Source organism: Rhodococcus sp. ARP2, from assembly GCF_001029585.1.
GTDB lineage: Bacteria > Actinomycetota > Actinomycetes > Mycobacteriales > Mycobacteriaceae > Rhodococcus_F > Rhodococcus_F erythropolis.
Window position 1 is genome coordinate 1 of record NZ_LEKE01000052.1, and the last position, 15,922, is coordinate 15,922.

At 63.1% G+C, this 15,922-nt stretch carries 4 protein-coding genes; 3 read left to right on the forward strand and 1 reads right to left on the reverse strand.

Annotated features, from left to right (window positions below; all coding sequences use genetic code 11):
• From ABX74_RS12605 to ABX74_RS12615, 3 genes are all read left to right on the forward strand, one after another.
• Positions 1 to 12,321: amino acid adenylation domain-containing protein (locus ABX74_RS12605; protein ID WP_047888954.1), on the forward strand; the 12,321-nt coding region annotated here is incomplete at its 5' end.
• Between the two features lie 86 nt (positions 12,322 to 12,407).
• Positions 12,408 to 13,430: an alpha/beta hydrolase gene (locus ABX74_RS12610; RefSeq protein WP_046378652.1), complete on the forward strand. Its 1,023-nt coding sequence runs from the start codon at positions 12,408 to 12,410 to the stop codon at positions 13,428 to 13,430.
• 102 nt (positions 13,431 to 13,532) lie between these two features.
• Positions 13,533 to 14,369 carry a helix-turn-helix domain-containing GNAT family N-acetyltransferase gene (locus tag ABX74_RS12615; RefSeq protein ID WP_019748689.1) on the forward strand — a complete coding sequence of 279 codons (837 nt, stop codon included), beginning with the start codon at positions 13,533 to 13,535 and terminating at the stop codon, positions 14,367 to 14,369.
• A gap of 10 nt (positions 14,370 to 14,379) precedes the next feature.
• Here ABX74_RS12615 and ABX74_RS12620 read toward each other — a convergent pair whose 3' ends face one another.
• The gene (locus ABX74_RS12620; RefSeq protein WP_020907950.1) at positions 14,380 to 15,846 is read right to left on the reverse strand and encodes an FAD-dependent oxidoreductase; all 1,467 of its coding nucleotides are present in this window, start codon (positions 15,844 to 15,846) and stop codon (positions 14,380 to 14,382) included.
• Between the last annotated feature and the right edge of the window lie 76 nt (positions 15,847 to 15,922).

A 15,922-nucleotide genomic window follows, 5' to 3' on the forward strand; every position in this document is an offset into this window, starting at 1 on the left:
GTGGTGGTGTTGGAGGGGGTGCGGAGGTCTCTTGCGGGGTTCATGGTGCCGTCGGTGGTGGTGGTGTTGGGGGAGTTTCCGGTGACGGTGCATGGGAAGTTGGACCGTAAAGCCCTCCCGGACACTACTTTTACAGCCGCGGACTATCGGACGCCGAGCACACGAGCCGAAGTTATGGTCGCTCGAGCCATCGCCGAGGTGCTCGATCTCGACCAGGTGGGCGCCGACGACAATTTCTTCGAACTGGGTGGAGACTCGCTCAGCGCCACTCGCGTCGCAGCGCGCATCAGATCCGAATCGAGCACGAATGTCGGTGTGAAGGCCTTGTTCGACACTCCCGTGGTCGCTGATCTGGCGGCATCGATCGATCAGCTGCAAGCTGTGCTGCGAGGTTCGGGGCCGGAAGGTTCGAGGATTTCAGAAATCGCGGGTAAGACCCGGCCAGAACACATTCCGCTATCGCTCTCACAGGCGCGCATGTGGTTCGTCAACCAGTTCGACACCTCGTCTCCGCTTTACAACATCCCCGTCGCACTACAACTGGACGGCTTCCTGGATTCGGGTGCGCTCCAAGCCGCACTGGGTGATGTGGTGGAACGGCACGAAACCCTTCGAACGATCTTCCCGACGTCCGCGAACGGGCCCCACCAGGTGATCGCCGAACCAGCGCTCGCTGCTCCTCGAATCCGCCCCGTCCCGATTTCCGGCGAGCGGCTTTTTACGGATTTGCACGCGTTCTTCGACGTCGGATTCGATGTGGCCGAAGAGTTCCCGCTGCACGTGAGGTTACTCCGAATCGGGCCGGAGCAGCATGTTCTTGCGATCGTCGTCCACCACATCGCCGCGGACGGTTTCTCGATGGCGCCACTGGCACGTGACCTGATGCGCGCCTATACATCCCGTGCTCAGGAGCAGAATCCGGACTGGGAGCCACTGCCCATCCAGTATGCCGACTACAGCCTGTGGCAGCGGGAGATCCTCGACGCAGAAGTTGGTCCGGGAACGTCGACGTCGGATGAATTCGATTACTGGACAGCGAAGCTGTCGGATATTCCAGAAGTCTTGCCGCTCCCTCTCGATCGACCACGAACGTCGAAACGGTCTACCGAGGGCGCGGTGGTTTCGATGGACTTCTCACCCGAGATCCATCGAGTTTTGACCGACCTCGCACACCAGAATGGTGCGTCCCTGTTCATGGCGATGCATGCGGCGCTCGCGGTGTTGCTGGCACGGCTTTCGGCGTCGGACGACGTAGTGATCGGCACTCCGGTCGCAGGGCGCGGTGCTTCGGTGTTCGACGATGTGGTCGGGATGTTCGTCAACACGCTCGTGCTTCGCACACCCGTCCAATCCGGAGCAACCTTTGCCGAGGTGTTGGCCGCGGTGCGGTCAACGGATCTCGGTGCACTCGACCATGCAGACATTGCCTTCGAGAGGTTGGTGGATGACCTCTCGCCCGACCGTTCCACCGCGCATTCACCCCTCTTTCAAGTACTCCTCGAATTCCAGACCGATACGGGACTGCGCTTCGAATTGCCGGAACTGACGGCTCGCTCGCTCGACATCGATCTCGCGGTTGCAAAATTCGATCTACAACTGAGTGTGATGGAACACGTCGACGAGCACGGTGGGCCGGCCGGTATCAGCGCCGGTTTCCGTTATGCAACAGATATTTTCGACCGAGTATCGGTGACGCGCATCGCGGAGCGCTTCGAGAGAGTGATTGGCGCCGTGATCGAGGATCCGTCGGCAGTCGTCGGCGACATCGACATACTTCTGGCCGGCGAATACAGCGAGATGCTGGTTGCGCCATCGGCCTCGGCCTCGGCCTCGGCCTCGGGCTCGGCCTCGGTCTCGAGTGTCGGAACCCACGAGGATTCGCTGTCGGATCTCTTCGATCGTGCGGTGCTGACGTCCGGTGATGCCGTGGCGGTGCGCTGCGACGGATTGTCCGTCACCTACCGCGAACTCGACGAGCGAGCAAACCGCCTCGCTCGACTGTTGGTGGCCCAGGGTGTGGTGCCGGAAACCCTGGTGGCAGTCGCGATGACCCGCTCGATCGACTTGGTGGTGGCATTGCTGGCGGTGGTGAAGGCGGGTGGCGGATACCTACCGGTGGACCTGACTTCTCCGGTCGACCGCGTGGACTTCGTGCTGCGTGACTCCGCACCCAAGTGCGTGCTGACCACTCGGGCCGACGGCGCCGACATACGAGACAGTGACGCAATCGCAGACAACGAGATTCCAGTGATTGCCGTGGACGACCCGGCGATTCTCCAAGCGCTGCTTAGGAGTTCTCCGTTTCCGGTGACCGACCAAGACCGGCTGCTACCGCTCCGACCCGATTCGGTGGCCTACGTGATTTACACCTCGGGGTCTACTGGGCGTCCGAAGGGGGTGCAGGTTTCCCACCGCAGCGTCGTGACGTTGCTGGCAAACACCCGAGCGCTCTTCGGCTTCGACAGCGGCGATGTGTGGACGATGTTCCATTCCGAGGCATTCGACTTCTCGGTCTGGGAAATGTGGGGCGCACTCGCACACGGTGGCCGGCTGGTACTGGTCGACTACTTCACGGCCCGTTCACCAGAGGCATTCCTCGAATTGCTACGGCACGAACGTGTCACGGTGCTCAATCAAACTCCCACTGCCTTCTATCAATTGGCGGAAGCCGACCGGCGTATCGGGAGCGCGGCCCTGTCATTGCGCTACGTGATCTTCGGTGGAGAAGCCCTCGACTTCGGACAGTTGACGCGCTGGTACGCCCGCCGCGGGACTTCGTCACCAGATCTGGTCAACATGTACGGCATCACGGAGACCACGGTGCACGTCAGCCACCTTCCGCTCGATCGTGAGCTGGCGCGTGACGGATCGGCCTCGGTGATCGGTCGGGCGTTGCCCGGATTGCGTGTGTATGTGTTGGATCAGCGGTTGCACCCGGTGCCGCCCGGTGTGGTGGGTGAACTGTATGTCTGCGGCGATCAGGTGTCACGCGGATACCTCGGCCGGTTCGGTCTGACCTCCGCGCGGTTCATTCCCGACCTCACCGTCAGTGGGGCGCGTATGTATCGATCCGGTGACCTGGGGCGCTGGAACGACAGCGGGCAGCTGGAGTACCTCGGACGAAACGATCTGCAGGTGCAGGTGAAGGGGTACCGAATCGAACTCGGCGAGGTGGAGGCTGCGCTGCTCTCCGGAGTGGGCGTGTCTCAGGCGGCGGTCGTGGCCCGCAGAGACCGGTTGGTGGGCTACGTGGTGCCGGAGGCCGTTGCCACTGTCTCTCCGGCGGCGTTGCTCGAGTATCTCTCACAGAGGTTGGCGGCACACATGGTCCCCGCTGTCGTGACGGTTCTCGAGGCGTTGCCGCTGACGGTGAACGGCAAACTCGACCGGAAAGCGTTGCCTGAACCTGACTTCGGGCTACAGACAACCGTGAGTCGTGGCCCCGCCTCCGAGACGGAAAGCATCCTTGCGGGCCTGTTCGCCGAAGTTCTGGGACTCGACGAGGTGGGGGTCGACGATTCGTTCTTCACTCTCGGCGGTGACTCGATCATGTCCATCCAGTTGGTGACGCGAGCCAAGTCTGCGGGAGTTTTGATCTCACCGCGCGAGGTATTCGAACGCAAAACCGTTGCGGCGCTGTCCGAGACGGCCGGTACGTCTGGCGGTCACGCTGTTCTCGACGAGTTGCCCGGTGGCGGCGTCGGGGAGATCGAGTTGACACCGATCGCGGAATGGATGCTCGATCGCGGCGGAGACTTTCGGCGGTACTCACAATCTGTTCTCCTCGCGGTTCCTGCCACGCTCGACGAGGTCACGCTGACACAGGCGATGCAGGCCGTGCTGGACCACCACGACATCCTCCGCGCGGGCATCCGGGCGACGCTGCATCCTGAATCCGCTCGGCGGATGGACGTTGCGCCAGCAGGTACGGTGCGGGCGGAGACCGTCGTACGCCACGTGAGCCTAGAGGGTGCTGCCGCGGAGAAGGTCTCGGCTGAACTCGACGCAGCTCTGGGGCGGCTCGACCCGGAGACAGGTGTGATGGTGCAGGCAGTCCTGCTCGACACCGACGGACAGATTCAAAAGGAAGGACAGCGCCAGAAACGGTTGCTACTGGTAGCGCACCATCTGGTGACGGACGGTGTTTCCTGGCGAATCCTGATCCCCGATCTTGCACTTGCTTGTGCGCAGGTGCAATCAGGCGTCGACCCGTCACTGGCTCCGGTCGGAACCTCGATGCGTCGATGGGCACGTGGCCTCGTCGACGCCGCGCGCGAGCCGGATCGGGTTGCTGAACTCGACTATTGGCGAGAGGTGCTCGCGGGTCCAGATCCGACTCTGGGTGTGCGCGCCCTGACGAAGAGGGACACCGCCTCGGCCACCACCGACATCGAAGTACGAGTTCCCACGGCATTGACCGATGCCGTGTCGACGACAGTGCCGCAGGCGATTCACGGGAGCGTCGAGGACGGATTGTTGACGGCTTTGGCTCTTGCGATGGTCCGCTGGCATAGGGAGCGCGGGATCGACAATCCGGAGACATTGATCAGCCTCGAGGGACACGGACGCGAGGAACAGGTGGTTCCCGGGGCAGATCTTGCTCGCACAGTGGGATGGTTCACGTCGATCTTCCCGGTGCGGATCGATCTGAGCGGAGTGGATCCGATCGACGCCTTCGCCGGCGGTCCGGCTGCGGGCGTCGCTGCCAAGGCCGTCAAGGAACAACTCCGGGCGGTGTCGGACCGCGGCATCGGCTTCGGGCTGCTGCGCTATCTGAACCGCGAAACGGCACACACTCTTTCGCAACTTCCGGTGCCTCAGATCAGTTTCAATTACCTCGGACGCGTCGGTGGATCCGAGGCCGACGCTTCAGCGGGATGGGTACCGATCCGCGACGAGGACTTGCGGACGGTTACGGCCGTCGATCTTCCGCTCGCCAGCGTCCTCGAGGTCAACGTGATGACCGTCGACAACAGCGACACCGACAACAGTGACCCCGAGGACGGCCCGCAGCTCGTTGCCACCTGGACGTTCCCACCGGACATTCTGGGCGCGGACGACGCTCGGCACCTGGCGCAGTGGTGGCTCGACGCATTGGCCGCGCTCGGTGAGTACGCGGCAGGCGGCGGCGGATTCACACCCTCGGACTTCGATCTGGTCGATCTTCGACAGGACGCGGTCGACGACCTCGAAAGCCGGTGCCCCGACCTGAGCGACGTCTGGTCGCTCTCTCCATTGCAAGCGGGGTTGTTGTTCCATGCCGAACTGGCCGAACGATCGGTCGACGCATACCTCGTACAAGTGGCTCTCGATCTAGCCGGCGCAGTCGATTCGGAGCGCCTGCGTCGCGCCGCCGACGCGCTGCTCCGCAGGCATGAGAACCTGCGTACCGCCTTCCTTCACGGCGCGGACGGCCGTGCCGTCCAGGTGGTCCGAAGCGCCGTGGCAGCGCCGTGGCAGGAAATCGACCTCACTGGTGCAACAGATCAGGATCTTGATCGAGCACTGGCGGAGGACCGAGCGCGCCCGTTCGACATGGCGCAGGCGCCGTTGATCAGATTCACCCTGATTGCTCTCGCCCCCGAAAAGTTCACGCTGGTGCTCACCAACCATCACATCCTTCTGGACGGCTGGTCCATGCCACTGCTGATCCGGGAGTTGGCGACGCTCTATGCCGCTGATGGTGAAGCTCCGGCCTTGCCTCACGCGCGCGCGTATCGCGACTATCTGACCTGGATGAGCCGCCGCGATCAGCAAGCTTCTCGAGCTGTATGGGCGAGGACGCTGAGCGGAGTCGAAGGACCGACGCTGTTGGCTCCGGCGGTTCGATCTCGTCGACTCTCCACCATGGCGGCCGAGTGGGTGTTCGATCTGGACGAGGAGTTCACAACCTCACTTCGCGGGATGGCGCGTGAACTCGGGCTGACGATCAACACAATTGTTCAGGCATCGTGGGGGATCGTCCTCGCTGCACTGACCGGGAGAGACGAAGTGGTGTTCGGAGCGACGGTGTCGGGTCGACCTCCCGAGCTGACCGGGATCGAAACCATGGTCGGGCTGTTTATCAACACAATTCCGGTCCGAATCACTCTGCGCCCGAGAGAAAGTATCGGCACACTCCTCGCGCGGATCCAGGCCGAGCAAGCAGAGCTGTCGGATCATCACTATCTCGGGCTTTCCGAGATCCAAGTAGCCACGGGGCCGGAGACCGGATTTGACACGTTGACTGTCTTCGAATCGTATCCCGCTGACCGTCAGGGCCTTTCGTCCGATACCGATATTGCGGGGATCCGGATCATCGATGTCGAAGCCAAGGACGCTGCCCACTACCCGCTCAGCCTGGTGGCATCGGTCGACACCAGACTCCGCCTGAAATTCGAGTACCTACCCGAGGTTTTCGGTGCCGCCGACATCGAAGAGATCGCCGGACGACTGCATCGCGTACTCGAAGTGTGTGCCCAGCCGGATCGCCCCTTGGCTGTGGTGTCGGTGCTCGCCCCGTCCGAACGTGCCGAATTGGTGCCGGCCCGTGGCACGGCTGGTGGGTCGTCGCGCGTCTTCCCGGAGATCTTCGACGCGGCAGCCCAGCGTGATCCGAACGCGCTCGCCGTGGAATCGGCGGACGGCAGCCTGACCTACGGCGAGCTGGACATCCTCTCCAATCGCATTGCTCGCGTGCTGGTCTCGCGAGGACTGGGAACTGAGGACTACGTAGCAGTCGGTGTCCCACGTTCTCTCACGTCCGTGGTGTCGATACTTGCCGTCGCCAAGACGGGCGCTGCATTCGTGCCGATCGATCCCGCCTATCCCGACGAGCGGATCAATCACATGCTGATCGATTCGATGGTCAGCTTCGGATTGACCACCACCGCGGGCCGAGATCGATTGCCCGATATCGCGGAGTGGCTGATTCTCGACGATCCGCATTTCACGAAGAAGTGCGAGGAATTCTCGGGGAGCCCGTTGACCGACAACGACCGACTCCGTCCGATCGGGTTGGATTCAGCTGCTTACGTGGTCTACACCTCGGGGTCGACCGGCGTGCCCAAGGGAGTCGTGGTCACACAGCGAGGGCTCGACAACTTCGCCCGAGACCAACGCGAACGCTACGGCGCAACTCCACAATCACGCACGCTGCACTTCTCCACTCCGAGTTTCGACGGGTCGCTCTTCGAATATCTGCAGGCTTTCGGCGCCGGGGCGACGATGGTTATCGCTCCACCCGGGATCTACGGGGGCGAGGACCTGGCGCAGCTTCTGGCCGAGCGCGCCGTCACGCACGCGTTCATCACCACGGCGGCATTGGCAACGGTGGACCCGGCTGGGCTGGAACAACTTTCGGAAGTCGTATTCGGGGGCGAGGCGTGCCCACCCGATCTCGTCGCTCGCTGGGCACCTGGCCGCCGCCTGTACAACGCGTACGGACCGACCGAAGCAACGATCATGTCGAACGTCAGTCCGCCGATGACCGCCGGGGAGCGCATCACGATCGGTGGACCTGTCAGTGGCGTCAGCGAACTGGTGCTCGACGCTCGACTTCAAGCGGTTCCCGTCGGGGTCCCCGGCGAGCTGTATCTGGCCGGACCAGGCGTGGCGCGGGGATATCACCGAAGGCCGGGGTTGACGGCAGAGCGCTTTGTTGCCAATCCGGCCGACCCAGGAACGCGGATGTACCGCACCGGCGACATCGTGCGATGGACGGCGGACATGTGTGTCGAGTACGTCGGGCGAAGCGACTTCCAGGTCAAGGTTCGAGGCTTCCGTGTCGAACTCGGTGAGATCGACAGTGTGCTGATGGCGGAGCCCAACGTCGGATTTGCCGTTACGGTTGCCGATTCCGCCCCCACCGGAGACACCCGACTCGTGTCGTACGTCGTGCCCACCGCGGGTCGACTGGACACCAGGCTCCTGATTCGCGCCGTGGCCCGGCGCTTGCCTTCGCACATGGTGCCTGCCGTTCTCACGGTGCTGGAGAACATACCATTGACCGCTGTCGGAAAAGTTGACCGTTCGGCATTGCCCAGCCCCGAAATCGAGACGACCACAGGGGATTTCCGTCCCCCTGTCGGCCCGGTCCAACAGGCAGTGTCGGACGTGTTCGCCGAGGTGCTCGGCCTCGAACGAGTCGGTACCGACATCAGTTTCTTCGAGCTCGGTGGAAATTCTCTGAGCGCCACTTCGGTCGCGGCGAGGCTACGGGCGGTGCTCGGAGCTACCGTCGGCGTGCGGGACCTGTTCGAGACGCCGACGGTGGCCGAGTTGGCCACGGTGATCGACCAGTCGGTCGCCGAACGGTCGGAGCGACTGGAACCGCGCCCCCGACCCGACAACATCCCCTTGTCGTTTGCTCAGCAGCGGATGTGGTTCGTCAATCAACTCGACACCAGTTCTCCTGCATACAACATTCCGCTCGTGGTGCGGTTGAGCGGTGAACTCGACAAACCGGCCTTGAGATCAGCGATGTCCGATGTCATCGCCCGCCACGAATCGCTGCGAACGATGTTCCCGGTCCACGGCGACGGACCGGTCCAGCACATCGTGCCCACCGAAAGCGCCGCGCTGCCACAACTGGCCGAGACATCGGTGACCGACGAACATCATCTCCGTGACGAGCTTGCCCGAATGGTCTCGGCTGGTTTCGACGTCGCCGCACGAATTCCCCTGCGGGCAGCGTTGTTCACCATCGATGAGCGCGAACATGTACTTGCCGTAGTGGTGCACCACATCTCGGCTGACGGCTTCTCGATGTCTCCACTGACCCGAGACGTGATGATTGCATACGAGGCCCACGCGTACGGCGGGGAACCCCAGTGGACGCCGCTTCCAGTCCAGTACGCCGACTTTGCGCTCTGGCAACGGGAGATTCTGGGCTCCGGCGACGACCCTGGGTCGGTGATCACCGAGCAGTTGGCTTACTGGCGACGCGCACTGTCAGGCGCTCCCGACCTCTTGGAACTTCCCCTCGATCGAGACCGGCCGACACAACAGAGTTTTCACGGCTCGCGGATTCACTTCTCGATCAGCAGTGATCTTCACCGCCGTATCCGAGACGTGTCGAGGCAGCAAGAGTCCACTGCATTCATGACTGTGCATGCAGCGCTCGCGCTCTTGCTGGCACGTTTGGGCAGCACCGACGACATCGTGATCGGAACGCCGATCGCCGGCAGGGGAGATCGTGCCCTCGATGATCTGGTCGGCATGTTCGTCGGCACGCTCGCACTGCGCACACAGGTCGACCCGGCTCAATCGTTCCGGGAGTTGGTTGCGCATTGCCGCGAAGTCGACCTCGCCGCGTTCGCGCACTCCGACGTTCCCTTCGAGCGGGTAGTGGACGCGGTCGGGCCGAAACGGTCGAGTGCCTATGCACCGATTTCCTCGGTGTCGCTGGAATTCCAGAACAACGATCGGCCGATTCTGAAGCTGGCGGGACTGGAAGTCCGCGGGATCGACCCAGAACTCGAGGTAGTGAAGGTAGACCTGGAATTCCTCCTCGCCGAAGAGTACGACGATCGCGGTGCACCGGGAGGAATGAGCGGAGCCGTCGACTTTGCCACCGATCTCTTCGACCCCGGTACGGTCAGCGGGTTTGCCGACATGTTCGTTCGTGTACTCGAGGCCGTGACCCGGAATCCGCAGGTACCGATCGGTGACATCGATCTACTCGGCGATCTTGAACGTCGCGAGTTGACGCCGGCGCATGGGCTCCCAGAAGTAGCTCCGAAATTGTGGCCTGAGTTGTTGGCGGACGCCGTGGCGATCGATCCGGACTCGGTGGCCCTGTCGCTCGAGAACCGGCAGCTCAGTTATCGCGACCTGGACGAGTGGTCGAATCGTGTTGCCCGGGAGTTGTGCGGTCGCGGTGTGGGCCCGGAGACCTTCGTGGCACTGGGAATGCCTCGCTCGATCGAATCGGTGGTGGCGATCTGGTCGGTGACCAAAGCCGGAGCGGCCTTTGTGCCTGTCGATCCGGCCTATCCGCGCGAGCGCGTCGAATACATGCTCGCCGATTGCCGAGCCTCGCTCGGTTTGACCGTTCAGTCCAGCCGAACTCACCTACCCGACGTTGTTCCCTGGCTGGAACTCGACGACCCACACTTCGCCCGGCGGGTAGCCGCGCTGTCGCCGGAACCGATCACCGATGACGATCGAACCGGTGTACTGAACCTCGATCATCCGGCCTACCTGATCTACACCTCGGGATCTACCGGGAAACCCAAGGGAGTGAACATTACTCATCGAGGTTTGGCGAGCTTCACGGCCGAAACTCGTGAGAGGTTCGAGGTCACTCACGACTCTCATGTCTCACAGTTGGCATCGCCGAGTTTCGACGCTTCCATCTTCGAGTTGACGATGGCATTCAGCGCCTCGGCGCAAGTCGTGATCGTTCCGCCTGCTGTGTACGGTGGCGCCGAATTGGCCGATGTTTTCCGGCGCGAGCAGGTCACTCATGCCACCATTACACCGACCGCGCTGGCGGCGTTGGGTGACAACGGTTTCGAGGCGCTCCGTGTTCTCGATCTGGTGGGCGAGGCCTGCCCGCCGGAGGTCGTCGCGCAATGGGCGCCGGGTCGGAGGCTGCACAACGGCTACGGCCCGACTGAAACCACCGTGCAGGCGAGTGTCAGCGATTCGATGAAACCCGGTGCGGGAGTGAACATCGGCTCGCCGGCAGTGGGCTTCGGCTTCCTGGTGCTGGACGAGCGTTTGCAGCCCGTACCGGTGGGCGTGCCGGGGGAGTTGTACATCATCGGCCCAGGTATGGCACGTGGGTACCATAATCGGGCGTCGCTCACGTCGGAACGATTTGTTGCTTGCTTGTACGGGTCGCCGGGGCGCCGGATGTACCGCACCGGAGATGTCGTGCGTTGGCGTGAATCCGGCGGTGACAGTGCCAAAATCGTTGGTTCCGGCGATGGAGTGCATCACACACTCGAATACATCGGGCGCAGCGACTTCCAGGTCAAGGTCCGTGGTTTTCGGATCGAACTCGGGGAAATCGATGCAGTTATCTCACGCCATCCGTCGGTGGACTTCGCCGCAACTGTCGGCTACACGGGACCGTCGGGTGAAACGGTCCTGGTGTCGTACGTGCGTACGTCAGCTGCCGACGCCTCGGACAGCGACGAGATACGGGCGTACGCAGCCGACCGACTTCCCTCGCACATGGTTCCGTCGGCAGTGGTATTTCTCGAGCGGATTCCGATGACACCGGTGGGCAAGCTCGACCGAAAGGCTCTACCGGAACCCGAATTCAGTTCGGTTGCAGCCGAGTTCCGCGAGCCGGTCACCGACACCGAGCGCGCCGTGGTCGACTCGTTTGTCGAGGTTCTGGGTGTCAGCCGGGTGAGCACTACCGACAGCTTCTTCGACCTGGGCGGGTCCTCCCTGGTAGCCACCCGAATCGTCAGCGCACTGCACTCCCGTTTCCAACGCAGAATTCCGCTTCAGTGGATGTTCCTCGACCCGACACCCGCTGGAATCGCTCGACGCCTCGACATGCCGACAGTGGACGCCGGCATGGAAGAGCTTCTCGCCGTGGTTGTTCCGCTGCGGACAGAAGGAAGTGGGCGACCGCTGTTCTGTGTGCACCCTGGTATCGGCCTGTCCTGGGGGTACGCCGGCTTGGTGCGGTATCTGCCCGAGGACCGACCGGTGTACGGACTTCAGCTACCCGCACTCAGCGACGACGGTGACTATCAGTCGATCGAACAGCTGGCGCATCGCTACGTCGAAGAGATGGAAGCCGTTTCGCCGGACGGGCCGTACGACTTGCTCGGTTGGTCCCTCGGCGGAGTCATCGCGCACGCCATGGCCGTCGAACTGCAATCGTCCGGCCGCGAAGTTGCCACACTGACGATGATGGACAGCTACCCCGACAACGGCGATGCCCCTGCGTCAGCCGCACTCGACGTCCGAGACCTACTGCGAGGACTCGGCCTCGAGATCGAGACCGACCGAGATCTGACCTTCGACGAGGCGGCGGCCGTGCTGGCCCGGAGGCTCGGGCCCGAGACGGGAGTCGACGGTCGGGACCTCGAGCGGATTGCCAGAGGGTACGAGACTTCGCAGAGAATCACGCACCAGTTCGTTCCCCAGATCTACGAGGGAGACCTGCTGATCTTCCCGGCTGACGGAAAAGACGACACGATTCCGCGGGAGAGGTCGCCACAGGAATGGCGTCCGCTCGTGACAGGCCGGATCGTGGAGGTACCGGTGCGATGCGGACACAACGAGATGATCGAGGCACCGGCCATGGCGGTCATCGGACCGGAGATGGCTCGGGTGCTCTCGATGTTTTCCGGATACTCCGAACGGGCATGACAACTTGAAGCCACCGAGCCGCACGCCCGTGAAGCGAGCGCCACCGAGCTGTTGCCGGGCACCGCAATCGAGCACGAGGAGCGGCAATGAGAAGGATCGGACGTACTCGGGCGATACTGGTCGTCGCCCTCGTCGCATGGACGGGATTGTTCGGTGAAGCAGCGCTTGCCTCGGCCGATCAGGCGCGAACATCCCCTCCAGACAGTTCAGCTCTCGATCACGTCGAGGAAATCAACGCCCGTCAGCTGACGATGTACGTCTACTCCGCTGCAATGGACAAGGTGATCCCACTCGAGGTGATTCGGCCGGCAGACACGAGTGCGCCCCGGCCGACTCTCTACCTGCTCAACGGCGCGGGCGGAGGCGAGGACACGGCGACGTGGCAGACACGCACAGACGTCGTCGACTTCTTCGGCGACAAGAACGTCAACGTCGTCAACCCGATCGGCGGTGCCTACAGCTACTACACCGACTGGGAGAAGCCCGATCCTGTTCTCGGGCTGAACAAGTGGACCACGTTCCTCACCGAGGAGTTGCCACCGATCGTCGACGCCACGCTCGGGACTACGGGTGTGAATGCCGTTGCCGGATTGTCGATGGCAGGTACCTCGGTTCTGAGCCTGGCCGAGGCGGCGCCATCCGTTTACCGTGCCGTCGGTGCTTTCAGCGGGTGCGCCGAGACGAGTACTCAACCCGGTCAGGACTACGTGAGATTCGTGGTCGGATTCCGCGGCGGCAACGTGGACAACATGTGGGGTCCTCCCGGCGGTCCGGGCTGGGTAGCCAACGATCCTGTGGTCAACGCCGAGAGATTGCGGGGCGTCGACCTCTACATCAGCAATGGATCGGGCCTGCCCGGCCCACACGAGAATCTGGGGGGACCGATGGTCAACGGCGACCTCGGCGTTCTGGCGAACCAGGTGATCGTGGGTGGAGTCATCGAGGCCGGGACAAACCAGTGCACCCAGCGTTTGGCCGAGCGGCTCGACTCCCTGGGCATCCCGGCCACCTATGATTTCCGGGCAACCGGCACTCACTCCTGGGGTTATTGGCAGGACGATCTTCACAACTCGTGGTCGATGATTGCCGAGTCGATCGGTGCGCGTTAGCCGGTGAACCCGAGGATCGGCGGCTGAGTTGTTTCTCACTTCGGGGCCCGCTCGCCCCACCTAGCCGACCGAACTGCAGGTCAGCGGCGTTATAGTCGCCACATGAGTTCAGAAACACTCGCGCCCCTCGACACCGATGTACTTGCGCGCAGGTTTGCGTGCCTTGGTGATCCGACGCGGCTGCGAGTGCTCCGACTCGCTGCCGGCGGTCCGATCGACGTCGACACGATTGCACACGCCGCATCACTCGAGCCGTCGGCGCTGAGTGCTCACCTCGAGGCCTTGATCGAGGTCGGTTTTGTCGAGGCTTCGGTGCGTGAAGGCACTTCGGTTGTCAGTGTTGCCGGAACGGCATACTCCGATCTGATGGCAGCGGCCGCCGTCGTGGCTGCGCGTGGCCCGGTCGAAGACACACTGGGAGTTCTTCCCGACGATGTGGTGCTGCGCCGCATGGAATCCGGCGACTGGGATGCCGTGCGCTCGATCTACCGCGAAGGAATCGACACCGGAACCGCGACGTTCACCACGTCGGTGCCGTCAGCCGAGAAGCTCGACGCGCAATGGTTGCCCGATCATCGATGGGTCGCCGAGATCGACGGCCGAGTCGAAGGCTGGGCGAGCCTGAGCCCGGTGTCCTCGCGTGATTGCTACCGCGGGGTCGCCGAGAACTCCATCTACATCGGTAGCGGCGCTCGCGGGCGCGGCGTGGGCAAGCTGCTGCTTCGCCGACAGGTGCAAGCCGCCGACGCCAGTGAGATCTGGACGGTGCAGTCGTCGATCTTCCCGGAGAACCGGGCGAGTGTCGCCTTGCATCAGGCCGTCGGATTCCGAATCGTCGGCACTCGCTCGCGTATCGCTCAACTCGGTGGCAGGTGGCGTGACACGTTGTTCCTCGAACGTCGCAGCGAGGATGCTGACATTGAGGACGCTGACATTTGAGAAGAGACGCTCAGCCCTTGGCAGCGCTGATTCCCGCGCGTCGCCCGTAGAAGCTGCCGTCACCGAGGGACGTTCCGGAGGCGTATCCACCGGCGCAGACGCCGGCGGTGCAGCGTCCAGCGGCAAACAAACCCGGGATCGGTTCGCCGGAGACGTGGATGACCTCCGAGTTGATCGACGTGCGCAGACCGCCGAGCGTGAATCCGGCGGTGAAATTGCGAAGATCGAGCGCAGCGACGGGTGAGCCGATCGGCTTGACCCACTCCTTCTTCTTACCGAGTACCGGGTCTTCACCACGGGCGGCGTGCCGGTTGTAGACCTCGACGGTCGACTGAAGGGTGCCTTCCGGCAGGCCCATGTCGGATTCGAGTTCCTCGACGGTCTCGGCCACCCACTTGGGCTGGAATCTGAAGAACGGTGTGGAACTGTCGGCGGCGCAGCCCTCTTCGTAGGAAGCTTCGTCGATGATCAGGTAGGCCTGATTCTCGTTGCGCAGCAGCGTCTCCTGGCCGATTCTTCCCGGGTACGTGTCTTCGTTGACGTAGCGCTGGCCGCGTCCGTTGACCAGGATGCCGCGGATCATCAACTGGGGGTCGCCGAAGAATGCGACCTCGGTTGCGTCCATGTGTGCGAGGTCGGCCCCGAGTGCCTGCGCCATCTGGATGGCCTTGCCGTCGTGCTCTTCGATAGCCGCACCGGGGCGCCCGATCAGCCGTGGGGCGTACGACTGGATCATCGCTTCGTTGTAGGCGAAGCTTCCCGTCGCGAGTACGACACCCGTGCGTGCTCGAACTGCCACTTCCTTGCCGTACTGCTTGGCGATGATGCCGACTACTCGATCTCCGTCGACGACCAGGCGCTGGACTCGCATGTCGTATTCTGCTCGTACGCCGAGGCTTTCGGCCGTCTCGATCAGTGGCTTCATCAACATGAAACCACCGCCCTTCTCCCCGGTGCGCTTGCCGCTCATCTGCGGCACGTGCCCGCGAGGGGCCGGTGTCGCGATCGTGTTGAACGGTGCCGAGTTCTCGCCGCCGGAATACATGAGTCCGTCGTCGAAGGGCGTTTCCCAGCCAGGTTGGCCGTAGAAACTTTCCTTGAACGGCACACCGTTGTCGACGAGCCAGTTGTAGTGCTCGACGCTGCCTTCGCAGTAGTCGGTGATCTTCTCCTCGTCGGCGCCGGGCCCGAGTGCGGCCATCATGAACGATTTCATGTTGGCGGGGGAGTCCTCGAACCCGAGTGCCTGCTGCAACGGGGTCCCGCCGCCCAGATAGATGAATCCACCTGCCAGCGCCGCAGCGCCGCCCCAGCCGCTCGTGCGCTCGAGCACCAATACGTCGGCGCCCGCTCGCGCGGCCTCGATCGAAGCACTCACTCCGGCAATGCCGTAGCCGGCGACGACGACGTCAGCCTCGAAGTCCCACTGCTCGATGCTTGCGGCGGACTGCGGACGGATTGAGCTGGCCTCGGCCATGGATTCGGATCCTTCGTTCTTCTGGTTGGTTGGTGGGGGAATCGGTGGGTGTGATTGATGCCCTGATGGCAGTATC

What these genes read in the sequence shown, in the direction of transcription:
- ABX74_RS12610 (WP_046378652.1), top strand. Translation starts at nt 12,408, where the DNA reads ATGAGAAGGATCGGACGTACTCGGGCGATACTGGTCGTCGCCCTCGTC.
- ABX74_RS12620 (WP_020907950.1), bottom strand. Translation starts at nt 15,846, where the DNA reads ATGGCCGAGGCCAGCTCAATCCGTCCGCAGTCCGCCGCAAGCATCGAG.
- ABX74_RS12615 (WP_019748689.1), top strand. Translation starts at nt 13,533, where the DNA reads ATGAGTTCAGAAACACTCGCGCCCCTCGACACCGATGTACTTGCGCGC.